The organism is Brachymonas sp. KE5 (assembly GCF_057773645.1).
The window spans coordinates 108048-131127 of sequence record NZ_CM173463.1 but is presented as its reverse complement, the minus strand read 5'-3'; the positions used below and the strand labels follow the sequence as shown (position 1 = coordinate 131127).

Genomic DNA, 23080 nt, shown 5'->3' with positions numbered 1-23080 from the left:
TGTGTCCTCCTCAGGCCTGCGTGCGCGGCTGCTGTGCCACGTCGTTGTCATAGCGTCCGGTGCCAAGGCTGCCCGGCCCCTTGCGGGCGAACTTGATCATCAGGTACATCTCGATGATCAGCAACAGCGTGTAGAAACCGACGAAGCCCGCCAGCGAGCCATACAGGCTCTCCACGCTGAGCGTGGACACCGACAGGTGCGTCGGCAGCACGCCGTAGATGGTCCAGGGCTGGCGGCCGTACTCGGCCACGAACCAGCCCAGTTCGGCGGCGATCCAGGGCGCGGGCAGCATCCACAGCGCCCAGCGCAGCAGCCAGCGCTTCTCGCTGAATCGACCCTTGAGCGTTTCCCAGAACGCCAGCGTGAACAGCGCCAGCATCAGAAAGCCCAGCCCCACCATGATGCGGAAGCTCCAGAACATGGGCGTCACGCGCGGCACCGTGCTGTCCACCGCCTTCTGGATCATTTCGGGCGTGGCCTGGCGCACATCGGTGGTGTATTTCTTCAGCAGCAGACCGAAGCCCAGATCGTTCTGGTGTTCCTTGAACACGCGCAGCGCCTCGGCATCGTTGCGGTCCTTGCGCAGGGCCTCCAGCGCCACCACGGCCGGAATGCCGCGCTCGATGCGCTCGCGGTTCTTCTGCTTGATATCGTGGATGCCGGGAATCTGCCGGTCGAGCGAGCGCGTACCGATGATGCCCATCACCCACGGAATCTCGATCTCCCAGTCGTTCTTTTGCTCGGCCTCGTTGATGCCGGCCACCAGCTTGAGCCCGGCCGGCGCCGGCTCGGTTTCCCACATCGCCTCGAGCGAGGCCATCTTGGTCTGCTGCGCCTCGCCCACGGTATAGCCGGATTCATCTCCCAGCACGATCACCGACAGGATGGACGCCAGGCCAAAGGCAGCCGCCACGCGGAAACTGCGCTTGGCAAACTCCACGTTGCGCCCCTTGAGCAGGTACCAGGCCGAGATGGACAGCACGAACATGGCACCCGTCACGTAGCCGGCCGACACGGTGTGCACGAACTTGGCCTGCGCATCCGGGTTGAACACGATGGCCATGAAGTCGGTCATCTCCATGCGCATGGTTTCGAAGTTGAACTCGGCGCCCACCGGGGCCTGCATCCAGCCGTTGGCAATCAGGATCCACAGCGCCGACAGATTGGTGCCGATGGCCATCAGCGTGGTCACCAGCAAATGCTGCGGCTTGCTCAGACGGTCCCAGCCGAAGAAGAACAGGCCGATCATGGTCGATTCGAGGAAGAAGGCCATCAGCCCCTCGATCGCCAGCGGCGCGCCGAAAATGTCGCCCACATAGTGTGAGTAATAGGCCCAGTTGGTGCCGAACTGGAATTCCAGCGTGATGCCGGTGGTCACGCCCAGGGCGAAGTTGATGCCGAACAGCTTGCCCCAGAAGCGCGTCATGTCCTTCCAGATGACCTTGCCGGTCATCACGTAAACGCTTTCCATGATCACCAGCAGCCAGACCATGCCGAGCGTGAGCGGCACGAAGAGGAAGTGGTACATGGCCGTGGCGGCAAACTGCAGCCGCGACAAGTCAACCAGTTGTTCGGATATCACTGCGAAGCTCCTGACGATGAGGGGGAGACGAGAACGTGCGCTGCCGTGCTGCCCGCGTCGGCTTGCACCCGCTCGCTGCGGAAGAACGCCCACCAGATGGCCGTGAGCAGGACCAGCTTGACCAGCACCACCCAGACCAGGTGGCGCACGAGTGCGGAATCAGACCATTGCATGCGCATGCCTCCATCCATACAAGAATCGTGCCAACTTGCAAATACGGCAGAAAACAAGGGCTTGCAAACGGCTGCTGTTCGCCAAAGTCTTGACCCGTGTCAATGCCACTGTCATTCTGACAGCATTTCTGCCAGAATGACAGGCATGTCACCCGTCCCCACCGACACGCTGCCGCATGAAATGCTGTCCTACCTCGACAGCCTGCCCGAGCCGCACATCGTCTGCGACAGCGCCTACCGCATCCGCGCTGCCAATGCCGCCTACCAGCGCATCTATGGCCACAGCGCCGCCATCATCGGCCAGCGCTGCCACGAAGCCTCGCACCGCTCCGATGTACCCTGCGACCAGGCCGGTGAAACCTGCCCGCTGGCGCAGGCGCTGCAATCCGGCCAGCGCGAGCGCGTGCTGCACCTGCACCATACGCCGCAGGGCGAGGAATACGTGCAGATCGAACTGGCGCCCATCCGCAATGCCCGCGGCGAGCTGCGCTACTTCATCGAGAAGATGGAGCCGCTGCGCATGCATGCACCCGAGGGCGGCCCCCGGCTAACCGGCACCTCGCCGGCCTTCCGCCGCATGCTGGAAATGGTGTCGCGCGTGGCGCCCTCCGAGGCCAGCGTGCTGCTGCACGGCGAATCCGGCACCGGCAAGGAACTGGTGGCGCATGCGCTGCACGATAGCAGCAACCGGCGCAGCCATGCCTTCGTGGTGGTGGAGTGCGCCAGCCTGGCCGAGACCCTGTTCGAATCGGAACTGTTCGGCCACGAGAAAGGCGCTTTTACCGGTGCCTCGCAAAGCAAGCCCGGTCTGGTCGAGGCTGCCAGCGGGGGCACCCTGTTCCTGGACGAGGTGGGCGACATACCACTGTCCATGCAGGTCAAGCTGCTGCGCCTGCTCGAAACCGGCACCTACCGCCGCGTCGGCAGCACCGAGCTGCGCCATGTGGATGTGCGGCTGATCTCGGCCTCGCACCGCAGCCTGCCCGACATGGTGGCTGCCGGCAAGTTCCGCCAGGACCTGTACTACCGCCTGTCCACCTTTCCGATCCGGCTGCCGCCGCTGCGCGAGCGGGTGCAGGACATTCCCGCGCTGGCCGCGCACCTGCTGCAACGCCTGGCACCGGGGCGCGACATGCGGCTCAGTGCCGCTGCGCTGCATTGCCTGCAGACCTGGCCCTTCCCCGGCAACGTGCGCGAGCTGCGCAATGTGCTGGAGCGCGCCTGCCTGCTGGCCGATGGCGAGGTGCTGGATGCGGCACTGATGGCGCAGGCACTGCAGCCCGAGGCAACGGCCTGGCAAGCTGCTGCGGCCCTGCCCGGTGCGTACAGTCTGCCCGCCTCCGCGGCCTCCCCTGGCCACGGCACCACCGCCCTTGCCGACGCTGGCAGCGCTTTCCGTGCGGCGCCTGTCGCAACCCTGCAGCAACTCGAGCGTCAGGCCCTGCTGCAGGCACTGCAGCGCCATGCGGGCAATCGCGCAGAGCTGGCGCGCGCGCTCGGCATCAGCGAGCGCACGCTGTACCGCCGCCTGCGCCAGTTGCAGCAGGAAACCGGCCACTCCGCCTGAGCCACAAAAAAGCCGGTGGGGCATATGCCGCTCCGGCTGGCTTCAAGGGGCGCTGCCAGCGCCCCGTCGGAGGAGACTCAGGCCTTGCGTTCGCCGGCGCCAGGAAGCTCTTCCCACCCCGTGATCATGGCCTTGAGCTGCGAACCCACGGTATGGCCGGTGGTGATCAGGTACAGGTGCATGATCAGGAAGACCAGGATCATGAAGGCGCCAGCGGTATGGGCCACGGCCACCCAGTACAGGCTGAGCACGCTTTCCAGGCCCAGCGCCGGCCAGTAGGCGCGGAACATGTAGAGCAGGCCACTGATCCACACCAGGGGCAGCACCACCACCAGCAGGCCGAGGTAGGTCATGCGCTGCAGCGGGTTGTGCTTCTTGGCGGCGGTGATTTCGTAGGGATGCTCTTCGCCACGGAAGATGCCCGAGGCGTAGAACTTCATCATCGCACCGATCTTGGTCGTGGTGGGCGAGTACTGGCGCCATTCGCCGGTCGTCACGTGCCAGAACAGCGTGAACAGCCACAGCACGATCAGGATCCAGGCGGCCAGCGTGTGCAGGCGCACCGCAGCATCGAAGCCCAGCAACTGGTAGGTGCCGTGGATTTCGAAGCCGGTGACCAGCATCAGGCTGATCAGGATGGCCTGCATCCAGTGCCACAGGCGTTCATAGCCCTTGAAGATGTAGATGCGGGTTGCTTGCCCGGCCTGGGCCGGGGCCACGGTATGGAGTTTCGGTTCAGCCATGATCACACTCCCGAAGTTTTCTTGTTACGCGACAGCAGGCGCAGCGTGGCGTGCAGCAGCACTCCGAGCACCGCCAGACCGGCGGCGATCCAGCCGATGCGTTCCAGCCAGGGGAACTGCACCTGACCAGGCACGTACAGTCCGGGCACATCCTTGAGGCGGCCGTTGGGGCTGTGGCATTCGATGCAGGCCACGGCCTTGTCCTTGGGCGCCACCATGTGCGTGATGGGCCAGATCATTTCGGTTTTCACGAAGTCGTACTTGCCGCTGAAGTTGGTATCGGTGGCCTTGGCACCCACGTCGAGGGCCTTGTTCCAGTCGAAGGTGTTCCAGTAGGCGGCATCTGCAGGGGCACCGGTCACGTGGGGCACCAGCAGCACGTTGTTGACGGTGTCGTAGGGCTGGTTGCCGATGAAGCGCTTGACCGGCCAGACGCGGGCATTCGGGTCATCCGGGCTGCCCAGGAAGCTGTTGATCTTCACCAGTTCCTTGGGATTGATCTTCTCGCCCTGCAGGGTGTAGCTGACCTTGCCGTTGAACCAGATGTAGTCGGGCACCACGTTTTCGCCGAAGGTGAAGGAACCCTTCTTGCTGTCATAGACCACGTTGCCTTTTTCGTCCTTCTTCATGAAGGGCTTGCCATCCTTGAGCTGGCCGGCCTTCTGCCAGTCCCAGGTCATCTTGGTGGCGATGCCGCCGCGGGCCATGGCCGGCACGTGGCAGGTCTGGCAGGCGAGCTTGTTGCTGTGGTTGTTCAGGCGCTGTGCGTCGAGCAGGCTTTCCTTGTGCGGCTTGTCGCCGTGGCAGGACTGGCAGGTGGCAGCGTTGCGGCCGCTCATGCCGTCACCGCGGATGCGGGCGCCGTGCGGGTCGGAGGCCGTCATGTTGATGCGGCTGCCGGCAATCGCGTGCGAGTCGGCCTGGTGGCAGGTGGCGCACTGGAAGCCCTGGCCGCCCTTGGCCTTGCTGGCCATGTGCACATCGAGCGCCTTGTCGGCCTTGTTCAGCGAAGTGTCCAGATCACCGTGCTTGACGCCGTCACCACCGCCGCCCAGGAAGTGGCAGCTGCCGCAGGTGCGGTTGCTGGTCTTGCCCACATGCTGGGCCACCAGGGCCAGGTCCACCGGTTCGATGAACTTGCCGGAGCCGGGCGGGTTTTCGGTGCGCACCACCGGCACTTCACCACCGGTGCCGGGCATCTTCTTGTAGCCGCCCAGGGTGTTGTGGCAGACCAGGCAGTCGACCTTGCTCTGGTCCTTGAAGTCGAAATTCTTGTCCTTCCAGCCATAGCCGATGTGGCACCCCTGGCACAGCGGCTCGTTGGAGCGGTTGCCGATGCAGAAACCGTTGAGCATGGTCTTCTTGCCCAGCACCTGGCCGGTATCGGGGTTGGTGTAGTCCCAGGTCCAGTGGCGCGTGCCCATGACCTGCGTGGCGGCCTCGGTGTGGCAGCTCAGGCAGACCTTGGTTACTTCGGAACCGCTGGCGAAGGGGCCCTGCAGCTCCTTGAACTTGGTGTGGTCAGCCGTGCCCTTGGTGGGCATCTTGATGTTGGGGGCAGCCTTCCAGGTGCCTGAAGCGGCAGAGGCCGGCGCAACCGCAGCCGATGCCGGCGTGGCCGCGACGGAGGCCGGCTGGCTGGCAGGTGCGACCTTGGGCGCAGCGCTGGCAGCGGCGCTGGCGGGCTGCTGTGCCTGCAGGCCCGGTGCGGCCACCAGGGCAAACAGCAGTCCCAGCAGCGGCAGGCTGCGCTTGGGCTGCAGGAAGCGGGAAACCGGCTGGCCGGGCCCCTCCTGGCGGAGTGCCCGGCTGCTGCGCGCTGCCGAGGCGCGCCAGGCCGAGAGAGTGGCTGAAAGTCTGGATGGCATATGGCACCTGTTCCTTTACTGAACCGCTTTCCGCATCCACGGAAAGCCGAACCTCATCAGAAGTTGGAACGCCTGCACATGCATCCGGCACCCAGTGATCTGTCGCACACACTACTGCAGGTGTACCGCTTTCACAGGTTCCAGTATGCCAGCCGGAAGCAACCTTTTGGGTGTAACCCACGGTTTACCAAAAAATATTTTTACATTTTATAAACCATTTGCTTACAAAGGGTATTCCCGGCGTTGTGTTTTGTGCGCAAACGGGCAGAAAGCCCGCGCTGTGCCATGCTTTCCCCACTAATTCAGTGCGGAATCAAGCGACCCGAGGCTTGCCATGGGGCAAAGACCGGGCCGTCAAGAGACTTTCATTCCCTTGTCACAAGGATGCATTCTTTTGTATATCAGGTATTAACGGCACGTTCCAGTGCATCGATGAACAGCGCCGCCACGTTGCACTGCATCTGGTCGTTGATTTCCTGGAAGCAGGTGGGGCTGGTCACGTTGATCTCGGTGACTCTGGTGCCGATGATGTCCAACCCGATCAGCAGCAGGCCGCGCGGTGCCAGTTCCCGCCCGATGGCGCGTGCCGTAGCCATGTCGGCCTCGGTCACCGGCTCGGCCACGCCCTTGCCGCCGGCGGCCAGGTTGCCGCGCACTTCGCCCCCTTGCGGAATGCGCGCCAGGCAGAACGGCACCGGCTCGCCATCGATGATCAGCACGCGCTTGTCGCCCTCGGCGATCTCGGGCAGGAATTTCTGCACCATCAGCGTACGCGTGCCGCCCTGATTCAGGGTATCGATGATGCTGCCGAGGTTCAGGCCGTCGGCACCCACGCGGAAGATGCCCATGCCGCCCATGCCGTCCAGCGGCTTGAGGATGATGTCCCTGTGCTCGGCATGGAAGGCGCGCACGTCCGCCTCGCGCCGCGTGACCAGCGTCGGTGCAATGAATTGCTCGAACTCGAGAATGGCCAGCTTCTCGGAGTGTTCGCGCAGTGCCTGCGGCTTGTTGAATACGCGCGCGCCCTCGCGCTCGGCCTGGCTCAGCAGGTGCGTGCAGTAGAAGAATTCGCTGTCGAAGGGCGGATCCTTGCGCATCAGCACCGCGTCGAAGTCGCGCAGCGCCGCCCGGCGCCGCTCGCTGCCCGACTGCACGGAACGGAACCACTGTGGCCGCTCTCCGGTCAGGATGATGTCGCGCACCGCGCCCGTGACCAGGCCGGCCGACCTGGCCGAGTGCGCGCTCCAGTGCAGGTCGCGCGGCTCGCACACGCTGATGCGGTGCCCGCGCGCCTGCGCCTCGCGCATCATGGCAAAAGTGGTGTCCTTGTAGATGACGAAGGACTCGATGGGATCGACAACGAAAAGCAGGTTCATGCCTGCAGTTTACGCGGAGCTTTGCCCTGCAGGCAGACAAGGGGTTTCCCTTTTTGCTGCAAGCGTTCGGTACCCGGCAATGATTTCCATGTGACAAAGTTTGATTTCGATCAATACCACATCTAGTGTTTGATATCTATCATCCACCACACATATAGTGTTCAGGTGGAAATCATGGAGATCACAACCCCGACCACACTGCCCGCGGCAGTGATTCAGCGCAACGGCCAGAGCGCTGTTTTTGATGCCGCTCGCATCCGCTCGGCGCTGCAGCGCGCCGGCACTGCCAGCGGCGAATACGGCGCGGACGAAGCCGCCCTGCTGGCCGCCCAGGCCGTCAAGGTACTGGCGCACCGCTTTGCCGGCCAGAGCCCGCAGATCGAGCAGATCCAGGATGTGGTGGAGCAAACCCTGATTGCCGCCAACCAACTCGCCACCGCCCGCGCCTACATGACCTACCGCCAGCAGCACGCCACCCTGCGCGCCGACCGCGAAACCCTGGTGCATGTGGAAAGCTCCATCAACGAATACCTCACGCGGGCCGACTGGCGCGTCAACGCCAATGCCAACCAGGGCTACTCGCTGGGCGGGCTGATCCTCAACGTGTCGGGCAAGGTCACGGCCAATTACTGGCTGTCGCACGTCTATCCGCCCGAGATCGGCCAGGCGCACCGCGATGGCGACTTCCACATCCACGATCTGGACATGCTCAGCGGCTACTGCGCCGGCTGGTCGCTGCGCACGCTGCTGCACGAAGGCCTGAACGGCGTGCCGGGCAAGGTGGAGTCGGCGCCGCCGCGACACATGTCTTCGGCGGTGGGGCAGATCGTCAACTTCCTCGGCACGTTGCAGAACGAATGGGCGGGCGCGCAGGCGTTTTCCTCCTTCGACACGTACATGGCACCCTTCATCCGCAAGGACGCCATGTCGTACGCCGAGGTACGGCAGTGCCTGCAGGAGCTGATCTACAACCTCAACGTGCCCTCGCGCTGGGGCACGCAGACGCCATTCACCAACCTCACCTTCGACTGGACCTGCCCGGAAGACCTGCGCGGGCAGATCCCCGTGATCGGCGGCGAAGAGATGCCCTTCAGCTATGGCGAGCTGCAGGTCGAGATGGACATGATCAACCGGGCCTACATGGACGTGATGATGACCGGCGACGCCAAGGGCCGCGCCTTCACCTTCCCGATCCCGACCTACAACATCACGCCGGACTTCCCGTGGGAAAGCGAGAACGCCGGGCGCCTGTTCGAGATGACGGCCAAGTACGGCCTGCCCTACTTCCAGAACTTCATCAACTCCGAACTTTCGCCCAACATGGTGCGCTCCATGTGCTGCCGCCTGCAGCTGGACCTGCGCGAGCTGCTCAAGCGCGGCAACGGTCTGTTCGGCAGCGCGGAGCAGACCGGCAGCATCGGCGTGGTCACCGTCAACTGTGCACGCCTGGGCCTGCTGCACGCGGGCGACGAGCCGGCCTTGCTGGCCGCGCTGGACCGCCTGCTGGAGCTGGGCTGCCAGAGCCTGGAAATCAAGCGCAAGCTGATCCAGCGCCTGATGGACCAGGGTTTGTTCCCCTACAGCAAGCGCTACCTGGGCACGCTGCGCAACGACTTCTCCACGCTGGGCGTGAACGGCATCAACGAGATGGTGCGCAACTTCACGCAGGATGCGCACGACATCACCAGCCCCTGGGGCCACGACTTCGCCCTGCGCCTGCTCGACCATGTGCGTGCGCGCATCGTCAGCTTCCAGGAGCGAACCGGCCATCTCTACAACCTCGAGGCCACACCAGCCGAAGGCACCACTTACCGCTTTGCGCGCGAGGACCGCAAGCGCTGGCCCCAGATCCTGCAGGCCGGCACGCCCGAGCAGCCGTACTACACCAACTCCTCGCAACTGCCGGTCGGCTTTACCGACGATCCGTTCGAGGCGCTGTCCCGGCAGGAGGCGCTGCAGTCGCGCTACACCGGCGGCACCGTGCTGCATCTGTACATGGGCGAGCGCCTGTCCAGCGGCGAGGCTTGCCGCGAACTGGTGCGCCGCGCCCTCACGCGCTTTCGCCTGCCCTACATCACCGTCACGCCTACCTTCTCTATCTGCCCGGTGCATGGCTATCTGGCCGGCGAACATGCATTCTGTCCGAAGTGCGATGCCGAGCGGCTGGCGGAGAAACGCAAGCGTCTACAGGAAACGGAAGCACTGCCTGATGCCTGATGCCTGATGCCTGATGCCTGATGCCTGATGCCTCAGGCCGACTACCGGCTGCGGGTTTCAGCTGTAGACCCGTTGCCTTGCATACCGCCCTCTTTTATCCACCCCCAAAGAAAGGACCTCCCATGTCTCACACCTCCACCTTGTCCGCCCCAACCGTCCAGCTGGAAGACCACGAGCGCCAGCCCTGCGAGGTCTGGACCCGCGTGATGGGCTACCACCGTCCCGTGGCCAGCTTCAACATCGGCAAGCAGGGGGAGCATGGCGAGCGCCGCTTCTTTGCCGAAGCCACTGCCCGTAGCTCCACGCATGCGGATTGAGCTGCACATACCGGCTTGCCCGGGCACGGTTCCGGCAACGGCGCTGCGTCTGGGCGGCCTCACGCCGCTGACCACGATCGACTTTCCGGGCCGGCTGGCCGCGGTGCTGTACTGCCAGGGCTGCCCCTGGCGCTGCAGCTATTGCCACAACCCGGAACTGCTCCCTGCCGACACGCCGGCGCAGCTATCCTGGAGCGATGCCCTCGGCTTTCTGCAGCAACGCCTGGGCCTGCTCGACGGTGTCGTGTTTTCGGGCGGCGAGCCGACGCTGCAGGCAGCCCTGCCCGCGGCGCTGCAAGCCTGCCGAGAGCTCGGCCTGCAGACCGGGCTGCATACTGGCGGCATGTATCTGCCGCGGCTGGTCACTGCCTTGCCCCTGCTGGACTGGGTGGGCCTGGACATCAAGGCGCTGCCCGCGCGCTACGCTTTCCTCACCGCCACGCCCGCCAGCGGCAGCAAACCCTGGGAAGCGCTGGACTGGCTGCTGGCCAGCGGCATCGACCATGAGGTGCGCACCACCTGGCATGCCGGCCTGTTTGATGTGGAAGAGCTGCTGCAACTGGCCCGCGCCCTCTCGGACCGTGGCGTGCAGCAATGGGCGCTGCAGGAGTGCCGCAGTGCCGACGCACCCCTCTGGACCTTGCAGGACGAGCAGCTGGCCGAGCTCAACACCCTGTTCGCGCGTTTTACGCTACGGCGTTAAGTGCGCATGGGAGACAGTCTGGCCAGCAAGCAAGGTCAGACCCGGCGCCGCGGCGCGTAATCCTGGATCAGCAGCGCCACCACCCCGGCCACCACACCCCAGAAGGCCGAACCCACACCCAGCAGCTCCACGCCGCTCAGCGTGACCAGAAAGGTGATCACAGCCACCTCGCGATGGCTCTGCTGGTCCAGCGCCAGCATCAGGCTGGTGCCAATGGTCGAGAGCAGCGCCAGGCCGGCAATCGCCTGCACCAGTTGCTCCGGAAACGCCACCAGCAGCCCCGTCACCGCCACGCCGAAAATCCCGATCACCAGCATCCACAGCCCCCACACGACAGCGGCCATGTAGCGCTTGGCCGGATCCGGATGCGCCTCCGGCCCCATGCAGATCGAGGCGGTGATGGCGCTCAGGTTGAGCGCATAGCCGCCCAGCGGCGCCAGAATCAGCGAAGCGAAGCCGGTCATGGTGATCAGTGGCGACACCGGCATGTCGTAGCCGGCCGCACGGATCGCCGCCACGCCCGGCAGGTTCTGCGAGGCCATGGTGACAATGAACAGCGGCAGCGCCAGGCTGACGATGGCCTGCAGGCCGAACTGCGGATAGGTGAATACCGGCTGCGCCAGTCCGATGTGCACCGAGGACCAGTCCAGCATGCCGCGCAATGCCGCATACGCCACACCCGCCAGCAGCGTCCAGACCACCGCATAGCGCGGGCTGAAGCGCTTGCCCGCCAGATACACCAGCAGCATGGTCACCACCAGCCCTCGCTCGGTGCCGGCCGCGCTGAAGGCCTGCATGGAAAAGCGCGCCAGCACCCCGGCCAGCAGCGCCGCCGCCACCGCCAGCGGAATGCGGTGCATGATGCGCTCGAACCAGCCGCTCACGCCGGACAGCGTGATCAGCAGCGAACTGACGATGAAGGCGCCCACCGCATCGGCGATATGGAACTGGCCCCCGGCCGCCGCCGTGGCCAGCACCACCGCACCGGGGGTGGACCAGGCAATCATCACCGGCTTGCGCATCCACAGCGAGGGCAGCAGGCTGGTCAGGCCGCAGCCAATGCACAGCGCCCAGATCCAGGACGAAATCTCACCCTGCGTGGCGCCGAAGCCGCGCGCCGCGCTGAAGACGATGGCGATCGAACTGGTGAAGCCCACCAGCGTCGCGACAAAGCCCGCCGTAAAGGCGGTCACGGAAAGATCAGCCCACCACTGGCGTGGCGAGAGGTTGCTGGCCCATTGCATAAGGAGTCGATTCTGCGTGCGCCGGCGGAACCTTCCGCCGGGTAAACGTGCATTGTGACAGAACGTAGCCCGCAGGCGAATCTGTCCTTTTACTTAGCCCAGTTTCTGCTTGAGCAGCTGGTTCACCTGCCCCGGATTGGCCTTGCCCTTGCTCGCCTTCATCACCTGGCCGACCAGCGCGTTGAAGGCCTTATCCTTGCCGGCCTTGTACTGTTCGACGTTGCCCGGGTTGGCGGCAATCACCTCGTCAATGATCTTCTCCAGCGCACCGGTGTCGTTCATCTGCTTGAGGCCCTTGGCCTCAATGGTGGCATCCACGTCGGCGGATTCACCGGTCCACAGCGCCTCGAACACCTGCCGGCCGGCGGCGTTGCTGATGGTGCCATCGGCAATGCGCTGGATCAGCTTGGCCAGCTGCTCGCTGCCGACCGGGCTCTGCGTCACGTCCTTCTCGTCCGCATTCAGGCGGCGCGAGAGTTCGCCCATGACCCAGTTGCTGCTCAGCTTGGGCTGGCCGCTGGCCTTGGCGGTGTCTTCGAAGTAGGCGGCCACCTCGCGGCTCAGCGTGAGCTGGCTGGCGTCGTATTCGGGCAGGCCGTAGTCGGCCACGAAGCGCGTCGCCATGGCGCGCGGCAACTCGGGCATTTCGCCCTTCACCTGCTCCACCCAGTCGCGCGCGATCAGCAGCGGCGGCAGGTCGGGGTCGGGGAAGTAGCGGTAGTCGGCTGCGTCTTCCTTGGTGCGCATGGCGCGCGTTTCGCCAGTATCCGGATCGAACAGCACGGTGGCCTGCTGGATCGCGTGGCCGTCCTCGATCTGCTCGATCTGCCAGCGGATCTCGTAGTCGATCGCCTGCTGCATGAACTTGAAGCTGTTCAGGTTCTTGATCTCGCGGCGCGTGCCCAGCGGCGCGCCCGGCTTGCGCACGCTGACGTTGGCGTCGCAGCGGAACGAGCCTTCCTGCATGTTGCCGTCGCAGATGCCGATCCAGGTCACGATCTTGTGCAGCTCCCTGGCATAGGCCACAGCCTCTTCGGTGCTGCGCATGTCGGGCTCGGTCACGATCTCGAGCAGCGGCGTGCCGGCGCGGTTCAGATCGATGCCGCTCTGCCCATGGAAGTCCTCGTGCAGCGACTTTCCTGCGTCCTCTTCCAGGTGCGCGCGCACCAGGCGCACGGTGTGCGGCTCGTCGCCCACGTAGAAGCGGACTTCCCCGCCCTGCACCACCGGAATCTCGAACTGGCTGATCTGGTAGCCCTTGGGCAGATCGGGGTAGAAGTAGTTCTTGCGCGCAAAGATGCTGCGCGGCGCGATGTGCGAGCCCACGGCCAGGCCGAAGCGGATGGCGCGATCGACCGCGGCGCGGTTCATCACCGGCAGCGTGCCGGGCAGCGCCATGTCCACGGCGCAGGCCTGGGTGTTGGGTTCGGCGCCGAAGGCGGTACTGGCGCGGCTGAAGATCTTGCTCTGGGTGGAGAGCTGGGCATGCGTCTCGAAGCCGATCACGACTTCGTAGCCCTGCACCAGCAGCGACTTGGATTGTTGGGTCATGGTGTCAGACTCCCTCGGGCGTGCGGCTGTGCCAGTCGGTGGCTTGCTGGAAACGGTGGGCGGCGTTGAGCAGACGGCTTTCCTGCAGGTAGTTGCCGATCAGCTGCAGGCCGACCGGCATGCCGCCATTGCCGAAACCGACCGGATGGCTCATGCCCGGCAGGCCGGCCAGCGAGGCCGGCAGGGTGAAGATGTCGGCCAGGTAATCGTCCAGCGGATCCTTGTCGGCGCCGATCCTCCAGGCCACGCTGGGCGCGGCCGGGCCGGCGATCAGGTCACAGTGCGCGAAGGCCTGCTGGAATTCGTTGGCGATCAGGCGGCGGATCTGCTGCGCCTTCAGGTAGTAGGCGTCGTAGTAGCCGTGGCTCAGCACGTAGGTGCCGGTCAGGATGCGGCGCTTGACCTCGTCGCCGAAGCCCTCATCACGCGTGTTCTCGTACATGCTGGCGAGGTCGGTGAAATCCCTGGCGCGATGGCCGAACTTGACGCCATCGAAACGGCTCAGGTTGCTGCTGGCCTCGGCCGGGGCGATGATGTAGTACACCGGAATGGAGACTGGCGCGGTGGGCAGGCTGATTTCGCAGATCTTGGCGCCAAGCTGCTCGTACTGCTTGAGCGCGACCTCGATGGCTGCGCGCACGTCGTCATCCAGGCCTTCGCCGAAGAATTCCTTCGGCACGCCGATGCGCAGGCCCTCGATGCTGTCGTTCAGCTTGAGGCTGAAGTCTTCTGCCGGCACATCGAGCGAGGTGGAGTCGCGGTCGGCATCCACGCCGCACATGGCGCTCAGCAGCAGCGCGCAGTCTTCGGCGGTCTGCGCCATCGGGCCGGCCTGGTCCAGGCTGGAGGCGTAGGCCACCATGCCGTAGCGGCTGGCGCGACCGTAGGTGGGCTTGATGCCGGTGATGCCGCAGAAGGCCGCGGGCTGGCGGATCGATCCGCCTGTATCGGTGCCGGTGGCGGCCGGGGCCAGGCGCGCGGCGATGGCGGCCGAACTTCCGCCGGAAGAGCCGCCCGGCACGCGCGCCACGTCCCAGGGGTTGTGCGCCTTGGCATAGGCCGAGTTCTCGTTGCCCGAGCCCATGGCAAATTCGTCGCAGTTGAGCTTGCCCAGCGTGACCATGCCGGCGCCATCGTCCTGGCCGCCCTGGTCGCGGTTGCCGAAGCCCAGGCGCGCCACCACGGTGGCATCGAACGGGCTGCGGTAGTTTTCGAGCATTTTGCTGCCGGCGGTGGTCGGCCAGTCGCGCGTGACGAAGATGTCCTTGTGCGCGATCGGCACGCCGGTGAGGGGCGTGGCCTGGCCGTTGGCGCGGCGCTCGTCGGCCAGCTTCGCCTGGGCCAGCGTGGCTTCGGCGTCAATGCTCAGATAGGCGCCCAGATCGGCGCGGGCCTGGCTGCGCGCCAGGAAATGCTGTGCCAGCTCGGTGGCGCTGGCCTGCTTGTCGGCCAGCAACCGGCTCAAGCCGGTCACGGTGTGCGTGTGGAAGTCGCTCATGCTGTGTGCTTTGTGTGGAGGGCTCGACGCTCGGGGGGAGACTCGAACCCGTAAACCATTATTCGATGACCTTGGGCACCAGGAACAGGCCGTTTTCCACGGCCGGGGCGCTGCGCTGGTTCAGCTCGCGCTGATTGGGCTCGCTGGCCACGTCCTCGCGCAGGCGCAGCGCCACTTCGCGCATGGCCTCGGTCGGGTGCGCCATGGGCTGCAGACCGGTGGTATCCACCTCCTGCATCGGGGCCACCACGGTGTCGAAGAACTGGTTCAGGTGATTGACCATGCCGGTGGTTTCATCCGGGGTCAGGGCCAGGCGCGAGAGCCTGGCGATGAAGGCGATATTTTCGGGAGTCAGCGGCATGCGATCCATCCATTTCGGGTCTGCCATCGGGCCTGGAACGGCCTGCCCGGCGGCGCATGTTGCAATGCAGCATCCACCCCGCGGCAAGCGCGACAAAATGTCGGAAACACCCTGTCGGCCCAAACGGTATTGCGGTATTATCCTAGGTTTCAGAGGGCGCGGTTCGAACTGCTGTCCTCGTTGTGCGTTGCTGTGCCGCTTGCGGGAGTGATGCGCGCCACCTCCCCCGAATTTTTCCACAAGCTGCGGCAGGCACCGCGACCTGCTCCTGCCGGGCTGGCAAAGGATTTCTACATGTTCGCTGGTTTCCGCCGGTATTTCTCCACCGACCTGGCCATTGACCTGGGCACCGCCAACACCCTCATCTGCACCCGCGACAAGGGTATCGTCCTCGATGAACCCTCCGTGGTCGCCATCCGCCACGAAGGCGGTCCCAACGGCCGCAAGGTGATCCAGGCCGTCGGCCGCGAGGCCAAGGCCATGCTGGGCAAGGTGCCCGGCAACATCGACGCCATCCGCCCGATGAAGGACGGCGTGATCGCCGATTTCGTCGTCACCGAGCAGATGATCAAGCAGTTCATCAAGATGGTGCATCCGCGCTCGCTGCTCAAGCCGAGCCCGCGCATCATCGTCTGCGTGCCCTGCGGCTCCACCCAGGTCGAAAAACGCGCCATCCGTGATGCGGCACTGGGCGCCGGCGCCAGCGACGTATTCCTGATCGAGGAACCCATGGCCGCCGCCATCGGGGCCGGCCTGCCGGTGAGCGAGGCCAGCGGTTCCATGGTGGTCGACATCGGCGGCGGCACCACCGAAGTCGGCGTGATCAGCCTGGGCGGCATGGTCTACAAGGGCAGCGTGCGCGTGGGCGGCGACAAGTTCGACGAGTCCATCATCAACTACATCCGCCGCAACTACGGCATGCTGATCGGCGAGCAGACCGCCGAGGCGATCAAGAAGGAAATCGGCTCCGCCTTCCCCGGCTCCGAGGTGAAGGAGATGGAAGTCAAGGGCCGCAACCTGAGCGAAGGCGTGCCGCGTTCGTTCACCATCAGCAGCAACGAGATCCTCGAGGCGCTGAACGACCCGCTGAACCAGATCGTCAGCGCCGTCAAGAACGCGCTGGAACAGACGCCGCCCGAGCTGGGTGCCGACATTGCCGACCGCGGCATGATGCTGACCGGCGGCGGCGCGCTGCTGCGCGACCTGGACCGCCTGCTGGCCGAGGAAACCGGCCTGCCGGTGCTGGTGGCCGAAGAGCCCCTGTCCTGCGTGGTGCGCGGCTGCGGCATCGCGCTGGAGCGCATGGACCGCCTGGGCAGCATCTTCACCAGCGAGTAAGGCCCGCCCGTGGCTGCCGCGCTGCACGCCCGCTGAATCATGCCGCTGGATACCTTCGAGCGCAGCACGCCCCGCCTGTTCAACCGCGGCCCCACGCCGCTGGTGCGGCTGCTGCTCGCCACGACGCTTGGCATTTTCCTGATGGTGGCCGACAGCCGGTTCGGCATCGGCAGCACCGCGCGTTCCGTCACGGCCACGGTGCTGGCGCCCTTGCAATGGCTGGGCGCGCAGCCGGTCAAGACCGTCAACCTGCTCGGCACCTATGTCACCACGGTGGAAACCGCCAAGCAGACGCAGGAGCAGGCCGCCACGCTGATGGCGCAGCAGGCCCTGAAGGCGCAACGTGCCGACCTGCTGATGCGCGAGAACCAGTCGCTGCGCGAACTGCTCAGTCTGGAGCAGGCGCTGCCGATCCAGGCCCGTGCGGCCGAGGTGGTCTACATCGCCCCCGATCCGTTCACGCGCCGCGTGGTGATCAACAAGGGCAGCAGCGCCGGCATCGTCGAGGGGGCGCCGGTCATCGATGCCTCCGGCCTGCTGGGCCAGGTGCTGCGCGTCTATCCGCTCTCCAGCGAAGTCACGCTGATCGACAACCCCGAGCACGCCACCCCCATCATCAACAGCCGCACCGGCGAGCGCGGCCTGGCCTATGGCGACAGCCAGTCGCCGCAGGCCAGCGCGCTGGAAGTGCGCTTCATGGCCAGCAATGCCGATTTCAGGGTCGGCGATGTGCTGACGACGAGTGGTCTGGGCGGTGTCTATCCGGCCGGCCTGCCGGTGGGCACGGTCTCGCTGGTGGATCGCCGCAGCAACACCTCGTTCACGCGCGTGCAGGCCACGCCGGCCGCCAAGCCACTGGCACTGGGCTATGTGCTGGTGCTGGAGCCGCAGGAACAGGTCAAGAGTGAAGCCGTGGCAGCTGCAGCCAGCGCGGCCAGAACGCCGCAACGCAAGAGCCCGGCGGGCAAGGAGCGTCCGGGCCAGGGAGCGAAACGATGATGCTGGAAAAGGGCCAACGCCTGCTGCTGCCGGTCAACCCCTGGTTCATCTGGGGCAGCCTGCTGGTGGCATTGCTGATCAACCTGATGCCGTTCGGGCGCACCCCCTGGGTGCCGGACGTGCTGCTGCTGACCGTGCTGTTCTGGTGCCTGCACCAGCCGGCCTTTCTGGGTGTGGGCATGGCCTTCGTGTTCGGACTGGTAATGGACGTGCACCACACCACCCTGCTGGGCATGCATGCCGTGGGCTATGCGCTGGCCGCCTACCTGATCACGCTGGCACAGCGCCGCATGCTGTGGTTTTCGCCCTGGCTGCAGACGCCCCAGATTTTCGGCATCGCGCTGCTCACGCACGGCCTGATCTGGGTGCTGCGCCTGATCAGCGGCGGACAGTTCCCGGGCTGGTCGCTGCTCGGGGCTCCGCTGCTCGAGACCGCACTGTGGCCGCTGCTGAGCCTGCTGCTGCTGGCGCCGCAGCGCCGCGCCCCCGACCGCGACCTGACGCGCCCGCTCTGAGGGAGCTGTTGCGCGCATGAACTACAGCCTTCCCGTCGCCAACGAGCTGCGCAATGCCGAATCGCAGCAGCAGCAGTTCACCTATCGCCTGATCGCGATGGGCCTGCTGGTGCTGGTCTGTTTCGGGCTGCTGGTATACCGCTGGAGCGTGCTGCAGATCGTGCGCCACGAGGACTACATCGCCCAGGCCGAGAGCAACCGCACGGCGCTGGTGCCGGTGGTACCCAGCCGTGGCGAGATCCGCGACCGCAACGGCATCGTGCTGGCCTCCAACTATTCGGCCTATACGCTGGAACTCACGCCGAGCAAGATCGAGGACCTGGAAGCCACCATTGCCGCACTCGGCGAACTGATTCCGATCAGCGACACCGACCGCCGCCGCTTCAACCGCCTGCGCGCCGACAGCCGCAGCTACGAGGCGATCCCGCTGCGCACCCGCCTGAGCGACGAGGAGATCGCGCGTTTCGCCGCCCAGCGCTACCGCTTCCCGGGGGTCGAGGTGAATGCCCGCCTGCTGCGCTACTACCCCTACGGCGAGCTGGGCAGCCACCTCATCGGCTACATCGGCCGCATCAACCAGCGCGAGAAGGAAGCGATCGAGGAAGGCGACGACGCCGACAACTACAAGGGCACCGACCATATCGGCAAGCTGGGGGTGGAGCAGGCCTACGAGAAGGAGCTGCACGGCATTTCCGGGCGGGAGCAGATGGAGACCACCGCGGGCGGCTTCATCGTGCGCCGGCTGGCGAGCAGCCCGGCCACGCCCGGGCAGAACGTGGTGCTGTCGATCGACATCAAGCTGCAGAAAATGGTGGAAGACCTGTTCGGCAAGCGGCGCGGCGCACTGGTGGCCATCGATCCGCGCAATGGCGAGGTGCTGGCCTTCGTGAGCAAGCCCACGTTCGACCCCAACCTGTTCGTGGAAGGCATCGACCAGGAAAACTGGTCGGCACTGAACGACTCCATCGACAAGCCGCTGCTGAACCGCGCGTTGCGGGGCACCTATCCCCCCGGCTCCACCTACAAGCCTTTCATGGCGCTGGCTGCACTGGAAACCGGTGCGCGCACGGCCGGCACCACCATCCATGATCCGGGCTACTGGATGTTCGGCAACCACCGTTTCCGCAGCGGACATGCGCTGGGCTCGGTCAACCTGCACCGGAGCATCGTCAAGTCGAGCAACGTGTACTACTACTCGCTGGCGCACGAGATGGGCGTGCAGGCCATTCATGATTTCATGGCGCCGCTGGGTTTCGGCCAGATCACCGGCATCGACCTGAAGGGCGAGGTGCGCGGCATCCTGCCCAGCCCGGAGTGGAAGCGCAAGGCCTACAAGCGGCCCGCGCAGCAGAAGTGGCTGTCGGGCGAGACGATTTCGCTGGGCATCGGCCAGGGCTACAACAACTTCACCATGCTGCAGCTGGCGCATGCGCTGGCCACGCTGGTCAATGGCGGTACCAGCCAGCAACCGCACGTGGTGCGGGGCTTGCAGGAAGCCGGCTCGCAACAGCTGGTGGAGCCCGAGCGCGAGCCGGACCGCAAGCTGGGTTACAAGCCGGAACATATCACCATGATCAAGAACGGCATGGTGGGTGTGACGCTGGAGGGCACCGGCAGGGGCGTGTTTGCCGGGGCACCCTATCTGAGCGGCGGCAAGACCGGCACCGCCCAGGCCGTGACCATCGGCCAGAACCAGCGCTACAACGCGGCCGCCCTGTCCGAGCGCAAGCGCGACCATTCGCTGTACGTGGCCTTTGCGCCGGTGGATACGCCACGCATTGCGGTGGCGGTGATTGTGGAGAACGCCGGTTTTGGCGCCACCGCGGCCGCCCCCATCGTCCGTCGCGTGCTGGATTACTGGCTGCTGCAGCAGTACCCGAACGCAGGGGACATTGCGGCGACGCAAGTGGGGCGCAGCAGCCGCCCGATCGGGGTGCCACGCAATGCAGCGACCATGCCCTGGCCGCCGGAAGACGTGAAGCTGCTGGCGCCGACGCCCGATGGCACCGGCATGGCGGCGCTGCAGGGGGCGTCTGCGGTGGCGGCGGTGACTGCGGCGTCAGGCGCCGTGGCAGATGCAGTGGCTGCCGGTGTTGCCGGGCCGGCCGGCATGGCTGCCTCCGGCGCTTCGGCCGCGCTGCCGGGGGCAGGCATCGCGACAGGAGCCGCAGCCGGCCAGCCCTCGGCTCCGCGCAGTGCAGGCGCACCGGCCCTGGCCAATGGCGCACGCACAGCGGCCAGCGCGCCGGGCTTCAGCCTGCCGCCCGCGGCGCTGGCGCTGCAGCGCCTGTTCCCGGCCTCGGCCCCGCTGTCGGGCGCCTCGGTGCCGGCCCCGGCGGCCAGCAGCCCGCCGCCGGCGCAGCGGCGCAATCAGCCGACCAGATAGCCCCCGTCCACGTTCAGCGCCACGCCAGTGGTGTAGCTGGCGGCGGGAGATACCAGATAAAGCACGGCCCCGGCCATCTCCTCCGGCTCGGCGCCTCGGCGCATCGGCGTGTGGCCCATGAACTGGTCGCGCATGGCCGGCGTCTCGAACAGGGCTGCGGCGAACTTCGTCCTGGTGGCGCCGGGCAGCAATGCGTTCACCCGGATGCCGTCCTGCGCGCACTCCTTGGCAAAGGCCTGGGTCATGGAGATCACGGCGGCCTTGGTGATGGAGTAAATGCCCTGCAGGTCGCCCGGAATCACGCCGTTCACCGAAGCCACGTTGACGATGGCACCGCCGCCCTTCGGCTTCATCAGCCGGACCGCGGCCGCAGACATCATGAAGTAGCCACGGATGTTGACGTCGATGGTCTTCTGCATGGCGTCCACCGGCGTATCGGCGATGGGGCCGAAATAGGGGTTGGTGGCGGCGTTGTTGACCAGAATATCGAGCCGGCCGAACTGGCGCTCGATGGCCTCGAACAGGCCGGCAATCTGGTCCGGCTCGCCAATATGGCAGGGCAGCGCGGTGGCCTGGCCGCCGGCGGCCCGGATCTTGTCGGCCACCTCCTCGCAGGCAGGCAGCTTGCGGCTGGACACGATCACGTGCGCGCCCTGTTCGGCCAGCAGCAGGGCAATCGCCTCGCCGATGCCGCGGCTGGCGCCGGTGACAAGGGCGATCTTGCCCTGCAGGTTGAAGAGGGTCTGGTTCATTGGGAGGTCTCCTTGGAAGCAGGTTGTTATGAGGGGTGGCTGACTCGCTCAACGCCAGGTCAGCATATCCGGCACGCCCTCCAGATGGGCGAATCCATTCAGGCACTGCACGCTGGCGCGTTCCGGTGCATGGGCGGGCCAGAGAATGCGCGTGATGCTGGCATTGGCCAGCGTCCAGCTCAGGCCCAGCGTCCGTGCATTGTCCATGCCCAGCAGATGCTGGCAGATGGCGGCCACCGGCCCGCCCGAGCTGAAGGCCCACACATTCGCGCAGCCGCTGCTGTCGCGCAGCATCTGCTGCAGCGCCTGCACGCTGCGCGCCTGGAACCGGGGCCAGCTTTCGCGGTAACGCGCGTCGTCCGGCGCGGCGGCGAGCCAGGCGCGCATGGCGGCCTCGAAAATCTGCTGGAAGGCGCGGCGCGGATGTTCCTGCGCGCGCAGCCAGCAGCGCAAGGCGGCCATGTCGGCGAACTCGGGGTTCCAGGCCGCGATGATGTTCTGGTGGTCGAGCTCATCCAGCTCGGGGAGGATGGCAACCGGCAGATCCAGCCCCGCCGCCTGCAGCGCGGCGCGCGCGCTGTCCTGCTGGCGGCACAGGGTACCGGCATAGGCGCGCTGCGGCATCAGGCCGCGTTGCGCCAGCCAGGCGCCGGTCAGCGCCGCCTGCTCCTTGCCGATCGGGCTGAGCTCGTCATAGTCCTCGCCGGAGAAGTTCGCCTGCCCGTGGCGGATCAGGTGCAGTGTCGCCATCAGGCAGCCTGACGCATCAGCTTGCGGCAGCGCTGCAGCAGGTAGGCGGCCACCTGGCCGAACTGCGCAAACTTCGGGTTCTGCGTATGCCCTGCGCGGTAGCGGTGCCAGATCTGCTGCACGATCACGGCGAGGCGGAACACGCCGAACACCTCGTAGAAGGCAAAGTTCGACACGTCCAGCCCCATGCGCTCGCCGTAATGACGCACCACCTCGGCGCGCGTGAGCATGCCGGGCAGGTGCGTGGGCTGCTGGCGCATGGAGAGGAACACGGGATCGTCATCGGCCTGCACCCAGTAGGCCAGCGCATTGCCCAGATCCATCAGCGGATCGCCGAGCGTGGCCATTTCCCAGTCCAGCACGCCGACGATGCGTTCGGGCTGCTGCGCATCGAGTACCAGGTTGTCGAAACGCCAGTCGTTGTGGATCAGCGTGGTGGCGGCGTCCTGCGCCGGGGCGTGCTGCTGCAGCCACTGGATCACGTCCTCGCAGCCGGGCACGTCGTCGGTCTGCGCGGCGGCAAAGCGCTGGCTCCAGCCGGCGAGTTGGCGCGCCACGTAGCCGGCGCCCTTGCCGAGCTGGCCGAGGCCGGCGGCCTGCCAGTCCACCTGGTGCAGGTCGACCAGCCGGTCGAGCATGGCATGGCACAGGGCGGTGGCCGCCTCCGGCGACAGCGTCATGCCGGCGGGCGGATCGCGCCGCAGGATGATGCCCTCCAGCCGCTCCATCACGTAGAAGGGACAACCCAGCACCGATTCATCCTCGCAGATGGCGACGATGCGTGGCACATGCGGATAGACCGGGCGCAGCGCCTGCATCACGCGCGCCTCGCGCACCATGTCGTGTGCGGTGCCGGCACGCTGGCCGAAGGGCGGACGGCGCAGGATCAGGTCGCGGTCGGCGAATTGCAGCAGATAGGTCAGGTTGGACGCTCCGCCGGCGAACTGGGTGATCTCGGGTTCGCCGGACACGTCGACGCCCTGCTGGCGCAGGAAAGCGGCCACGCGGGCGGCATCGAGTTCCTCGCCGGGGCGCACCTTGCCGGCGCGGTCGGTGAGAACGGGGGTGGCTTCAGCCATGGGTTGTCTCCTGGGTTGTTTCTATTCCGGTGGGCCGGCCGATATACAGCGCCAATGGCCG

At 66.1% G+C, this 23080-nt stretch carries 20 protein-coding genes; 8 read left to right on the top strand and 12 right to left on the bottom strand.

Going from position 1 to position 23080, the window contains the following annotated elements; genetic code table 11:
* Positions 1-10: 10 nt before the first annotated feature.
* Complete coding sequence (locus ACX36O_RS00685; protein WP_488359903.1) at positions 11-1582, bottom strand: cytochrome ubiquinol oxidase subunit I; 1572 nt, start codon at positions 1580-1582, stop codon at positions 11-13.
* On the bottom strand, positions 1579-1755 hold the full coding sequence (gene cydP / locus ACX36O_RS00680) for a cytochrome oxidase putative small subunit CydP (protein WP_213362351.1): 177 nt from the start codon (positions 1753-1755) through the stop codon (positions 1579-1581). The genes ACX36O_RS00685 and cydP overlap by 4 nt, the downstream gene beginning before the upstream one ends.
* 145 nt (positions 1756-1900) lie before the next feature.
* On the opposite strand from cydP, the gene ACX36O_RS00675 reads away from it, so the two are divergent.
* A complete protein-coding gene (locus tag ACX36O_RS00675) occupies positions 1901-3322 on the top strand; it encodes a sigma-54 interaction domain-containing protein (protein WP_488359902.1) in 1422 nt (473 codons plus the stop codon).
* Positions 3323-3399: 77 nt separating this feature from the next.
* On the opposite strand, the gene ACX36O_RS00670 is transcribed toward ACX36O_RS00675, so the two are convergent.
* From ACX36O_RS00670 to gshB, 3 genes are all read right to left on the bottom strand, one after another.
* A complete protein-coding gene (locus tag ACX36O_RS00670) occupies positions 3400-4065 on the bottom strand; it encodes a cytochrome b/b6 domain-containing protein (protein ID WP_488359901.1) in 666 nt (221 codons plus the stop codon).
* A gap of 2 nt (positions 4066-4067) precedes the next feature.
* Entirely contained in the window at positions 4068-5933 is a 1866-nt protein-coding gene (locus tag ACX36O_RS00665) for a tetrathionate reductase family octaheme c-type cytochrome (protein WP_371698419.1), read from the bottom strand.
* Positions 5934-6334: 401 nt separating this feature from the next.
* Positions 6335-7309 (bottom strand): glutathione synthase, encoded by a 975-nt coding sequence (gene gshB, locus ACX36O_RS00660; protein WP_488359900.1) that lies wholly within the window; start codon positions 7307-7309, stop codon positions 6335-6337.
* 174 nt (positions 7310-7483) lie between these two features.
* Here gshB and ACX36O_RS00655 point away from each other — a divergent pair, with 174 nt between their 5' ends.
* The 3 genes from ACX36O_RS00655 to ACX36O_RS00645 all read left to right on the top strand — a co-directional run bounded on the left by ACX36O_RS00655 (position 7484) and on the right by ACX36O_RS00645 (position 10546).
* Complete coding sequence (locus tag ACX36O_RS00655) at positions 7484-9526, top strand: ribonucleoside triphosphate reductase (protein WP_488359899.1); 2043 nt, start codon at positions 7484-7486, stop codon at positions 9524-9526.
* 122 nt (positions 9527-9648) lie between these two features.
* Positions 9649-9843, top strand: a complete 195-nt coding sequence (gene nrdD, locus ACX36O_RS00650; protein WP_371686870.1) for an anaerobic ribonucleoside-triphosphate reductase — start codon at positions 9649-9651, stop codon at positions 9841-9843.
* Positions 9833-10546, top strand: a complete 714-nt coding sequence (locus ACX36O_RS00645) for an anaerobic ribonucleoside-triphosphate reductase activating protein (RefSeq protein WP_371686869.1) — start codon at positions 9833-9835, stop codon at positions 10544-10546. Before nrdD ends, ACX36O_RS00645 begins: the two co-directional genes overlap by 11 nt.
* Before the next feature lie 35 nt (positions 10547-10581).
* Here the strand turns inward: ACX36O_RS00645 and ACX36O_RS00640 are convergent, their stop codons facing one another.
* The 4 genes from ACX36O_RS00640 to gatC all read right to left on the bottom strand — a co-directional run bounded on the left by ACX36O_RS00640 (position 10582) and on the right by gatC (position 15200).
* Positions 10582-11790, bottom strand: a complete 1209-nt coding sequence (locus ACX36O_RS00640) for a benzoate/H(+) symporter BenE family transporter (RefSeq protein ID WP_371686868.1) — start codon at positions 11788-11790, stop codon at positions 10582-10584.
* Positions 11791-11883: 93 nt separating this feature from the next.
* A complete protein-coding gene (gatB, locus tag ACX36O_RS00635; RefSeq protein ID WP_371686867.1) occupies positions 11884-13341 on the bottom strand; it encodes an Asp-tRNA(Asn)/Glu-tRNA(Gln) amidotransferase subunit GatB in 1458 nt (485 codons plus the stop codon).
* A gap of 4 nt (positions 13342-13345) precedes the next feature.
* Complete coding sequence (gene gatA / locus ACX36O_RS00630) at positions 13346-14839, bottom strand: Asp-tRNA(Asn)/Glu-tRNA(Gln) amidotransferase subunit GatA (protein WP_371686866.1); 1494 nt, start codon at positions 14837-14839, stop codon at positions 13346-13348.
* A 58-nt stretch (positions 14840-14897) separates the two neighbouring features.
* The gene (gene gatC / locus ACX36O_RS00625) at positions 14898-15200 is read right to left on the bottom strand and encodes an Asp-tRNA(Asn)/Glu-tRNA(Gln) amidotransferase subunit GatC (RefSeq protein ID WP_213362339.1); all 303 of its coding nucleotides are present in this window, start codon (positions 15198-15200) and stop codon (positions 14898-14900) included.
* A gap of 294 nt (positions 15201-15494) precedes the next feature.
* Between gatC and ACX36O_RS00620 the strand changes: the two genes are divergently transcribed.
* The 4 genes from ACX36O_RS00620 to mrdA are packed head-to-tail and all read left to right on the top strand — an operon-like array spanning position 15495 to position 20438.
* On the top strand, positions 15495-16538 hold the full coding sequence (locus tag ACX36O_RS00620; RefSeq protein WP_213362338.1) for a rod shape-determining protein: 1044 nt from the start codon (positions 15495-15497) through the stop codon (positions 16536-16538).
* 39 nt (positions 16539-16577) lie between these two features.
* The gene (gene mreC / locus ACX36O_RS00615) at positions 16578-17537 is read left to right on the top strand and encodes a rod shape-determining protein MreC (RefSeq protein ID WP_488359898.1); all 960 of its coding nucleotides are present in this window, start codon (positions 16578-16580) and stop codon (positions 17535-17537) included.
* Entirely contained in the window at positions 17534-18052 is a 519-nt protein-coding gene (gene mreD, locus ACX36O_RS00610; RefSeq protein WP_213362335.1) for a rod shape-determining protein MreD, read from the top strand. The genes mreC and mreD overlap by 4 nt, the downstream gene beginning before the upstream one ends.
* Positions 18053-18068: 16 nt before the next feature.
* On the top strand, positions 18069-20438 hold the full coding sequence (gene mrdA / locus ACX36O_RS00605; RefSeq protein WP_213362334.1) for a penicillin-binding protein 2: 2370 nt from the start codon (positions 18069-18071) through the stop codon (positions 20436-20438).
* On the opposite strand, the gene ACX36O_RS00600 is transcribed toward mrdA, so the two are convergent.
* Genes ACX36O_RS00600 through ACX36O_RS00590 form a run of 3 tightly spaced genes read right to left on the bottom strand, consistent with a single transcriptional unit; the run spans position 20423 to position 23019 of the window.
* Complete coding sequence (locus ACX36O_RS00600; protein ID WP_213362333.1) at positions 20423-21190, bottom strand: SDR family oxidoreductase; 768 nt, start codon at positions 21188-21190, stop codon at positions 20423-20425. The genes mrdA and ACX36O_RS00600 overlap by 16 nt on opposite strands.
* Positions 21191-21238: 48 nt before the next feature.
* A complete protein-coding gene (locus tag ACX36O_RS00595; RefSeq protein WP_213362332.1) occupies positions 21239-21940 on the bottom strand; it encodes a histidine phosphatase family protein in 702 nt (233 codons plus the stop codon).
* Positions 21940-23019, bottom strand: a complete 1080-nt coding sequence (locus tag ACX36O_RS00590; RefSeq protein ID WP_371686863.1) for a phosphotransferase family protein — start codon at positions 23017-23019, stop codon at positions 21940-21942. The genes ACX36O_RS00595 and ACX36O_RS00590 overlap by 1 nt, the downstream gene beginning before the upstream one ends.
* Positions 23020-23080: the final 61 nt, after the last annotated feature.

Excerpts from the sequence above, each read along its gene's own strand:
- cydP (WP_213362351.1), bottom strand. The coding sequence starts at position 1,755 with ATGCAATGGTCTGATTCCGCACTCGTGCGCCACCTGGTCTGGGTGGTG.
- ACX36O_RS00675 (WP_488359902.1), top strand. The coding sequence starts at position 1,901 with ATGTCACCCGTCCCCACCGACACGCTGCCGCATGAAATGCTGTCCTAC.
- ACX36O_RS00670 (WP_488359901.1), bottom strand. The coding sequence starts at position 4,065 with ATGGCTGAACCGAAACTCCATACCGTGGCCCCGGCCCAGGCCGGGCAA.
- ACX36O_RS00665 (WP_371698419.1), bottom strand. The coding sequence starts at position 5,933 with ATGCCATCCAGACTTTCAGCCACTCTCTCGGCCTGGCGCGCCTCGGCA.
- gshB (WP_488359900.1), bottom strand. The coding sequence starts at position 7,309 with ATGAACCTGCTTTTCGTTGTCGATCCCATCGAGTCCTTCGTCATCTAC.
- ACX36O_RS00655 (WP_488359899.1), top strand. The coding sequence starts at position 7,484 with ATGGAGATCACAACCCCGACCACACTGCCCGCGGCAGTGATTCAGCGC.
- nrdD (WP_371686870.1), top strand. The coding sequence starts at position 9,649 with ATGTCTCACACCTCCACCTTGTCCGCCCCAACCGTCCAGCTGGAAGAC.
- ACX36O_RS00645 (WP_371686869.1), top strand. The coding sequence starts at position 9,833 with ATGCGGATTGAGCTGCACATACCGGCTTGCCCGGGCACGGTTCCGGCA.
- ACX36O_RS00640 (WP_371686868.1), bottom strand. The coding sequence starts at position 11,790 with ATGCAATGGGCCAGCAACCTCTCGCCACGCCAGTGGTGGGCTGATCTT.
- gatB (WP_371686867.1), bottom strand. The coding sequence starts at position 13,341 with ATGACCCAACAATCCAAGTCGCTGCTGGTGCAGGGCTACGAAGTCGTG.
- gatA (WP_371686866.1), bottom strand. The coding sequence starts at position 14,839 with ATGAGCGACTTCCACACGCACACCGTGACCGGCTTGAGCCGGTTGCTG.
- gatC (WP_213362339.1), bottom strand. The coding sequence starts at position 15,200 with ATGCCGCTGACTCCCGAAAATATCGCCTTCATCGCCAGGCTCTCGCGC.
- ACX36O_RS00620 (WP_213362338.1), top strand. The coding sequence starts at position 15,495 with ATGTTCGCTGGTTTCCGCCGGTATTTCTCCACCGACCTGGCCATTGAC.
- mreC (WP_488359898.1), top strand. The coding sequence starts at position 16,578 with ATGCCGCTGGATACCTTCGAGCGCAGCACGCCCCGCCTGTTCAACCGC.
- mreD (WP_213362335.1), top strand. The coding sequence starts at position 17,534 with ATGATGCTGGAAAAGGGCCAACGCCTGCTGCTGCCGGTCAACCCCTGG.
- mrdA (WP_213362334.1), top strand. The coding sequence starts at position 18,069 with ATGAACTACAGCCTTCCCGTCGCCAACGAGCTGCGCAATGCCGAATCG.
- ACX36O_RS00600 (WP_213362333.1), bottom strand. The coding sequence starts at position 21,190 with ATGAACCAGACCCTCTTCAACCTGCAGGGCAAGATCGCCCTTGTCACC.
- ACX36O_RS00595 (WP_213362332.1), bottom strand. The coding sequence starts at position 21,940 with ATGGCGACACTGCACCTGATCCGCCACGGGCAGGCGAACTTCTCCGGC.
- ACX36O_RS00590 (WP_371686863.1), bottom strand. The coding sequence starts at position 23,019 with ATGGCTGAAGCCACCCCCGTTCTCACCGACCGCGCCGGCAAGGTGCGC.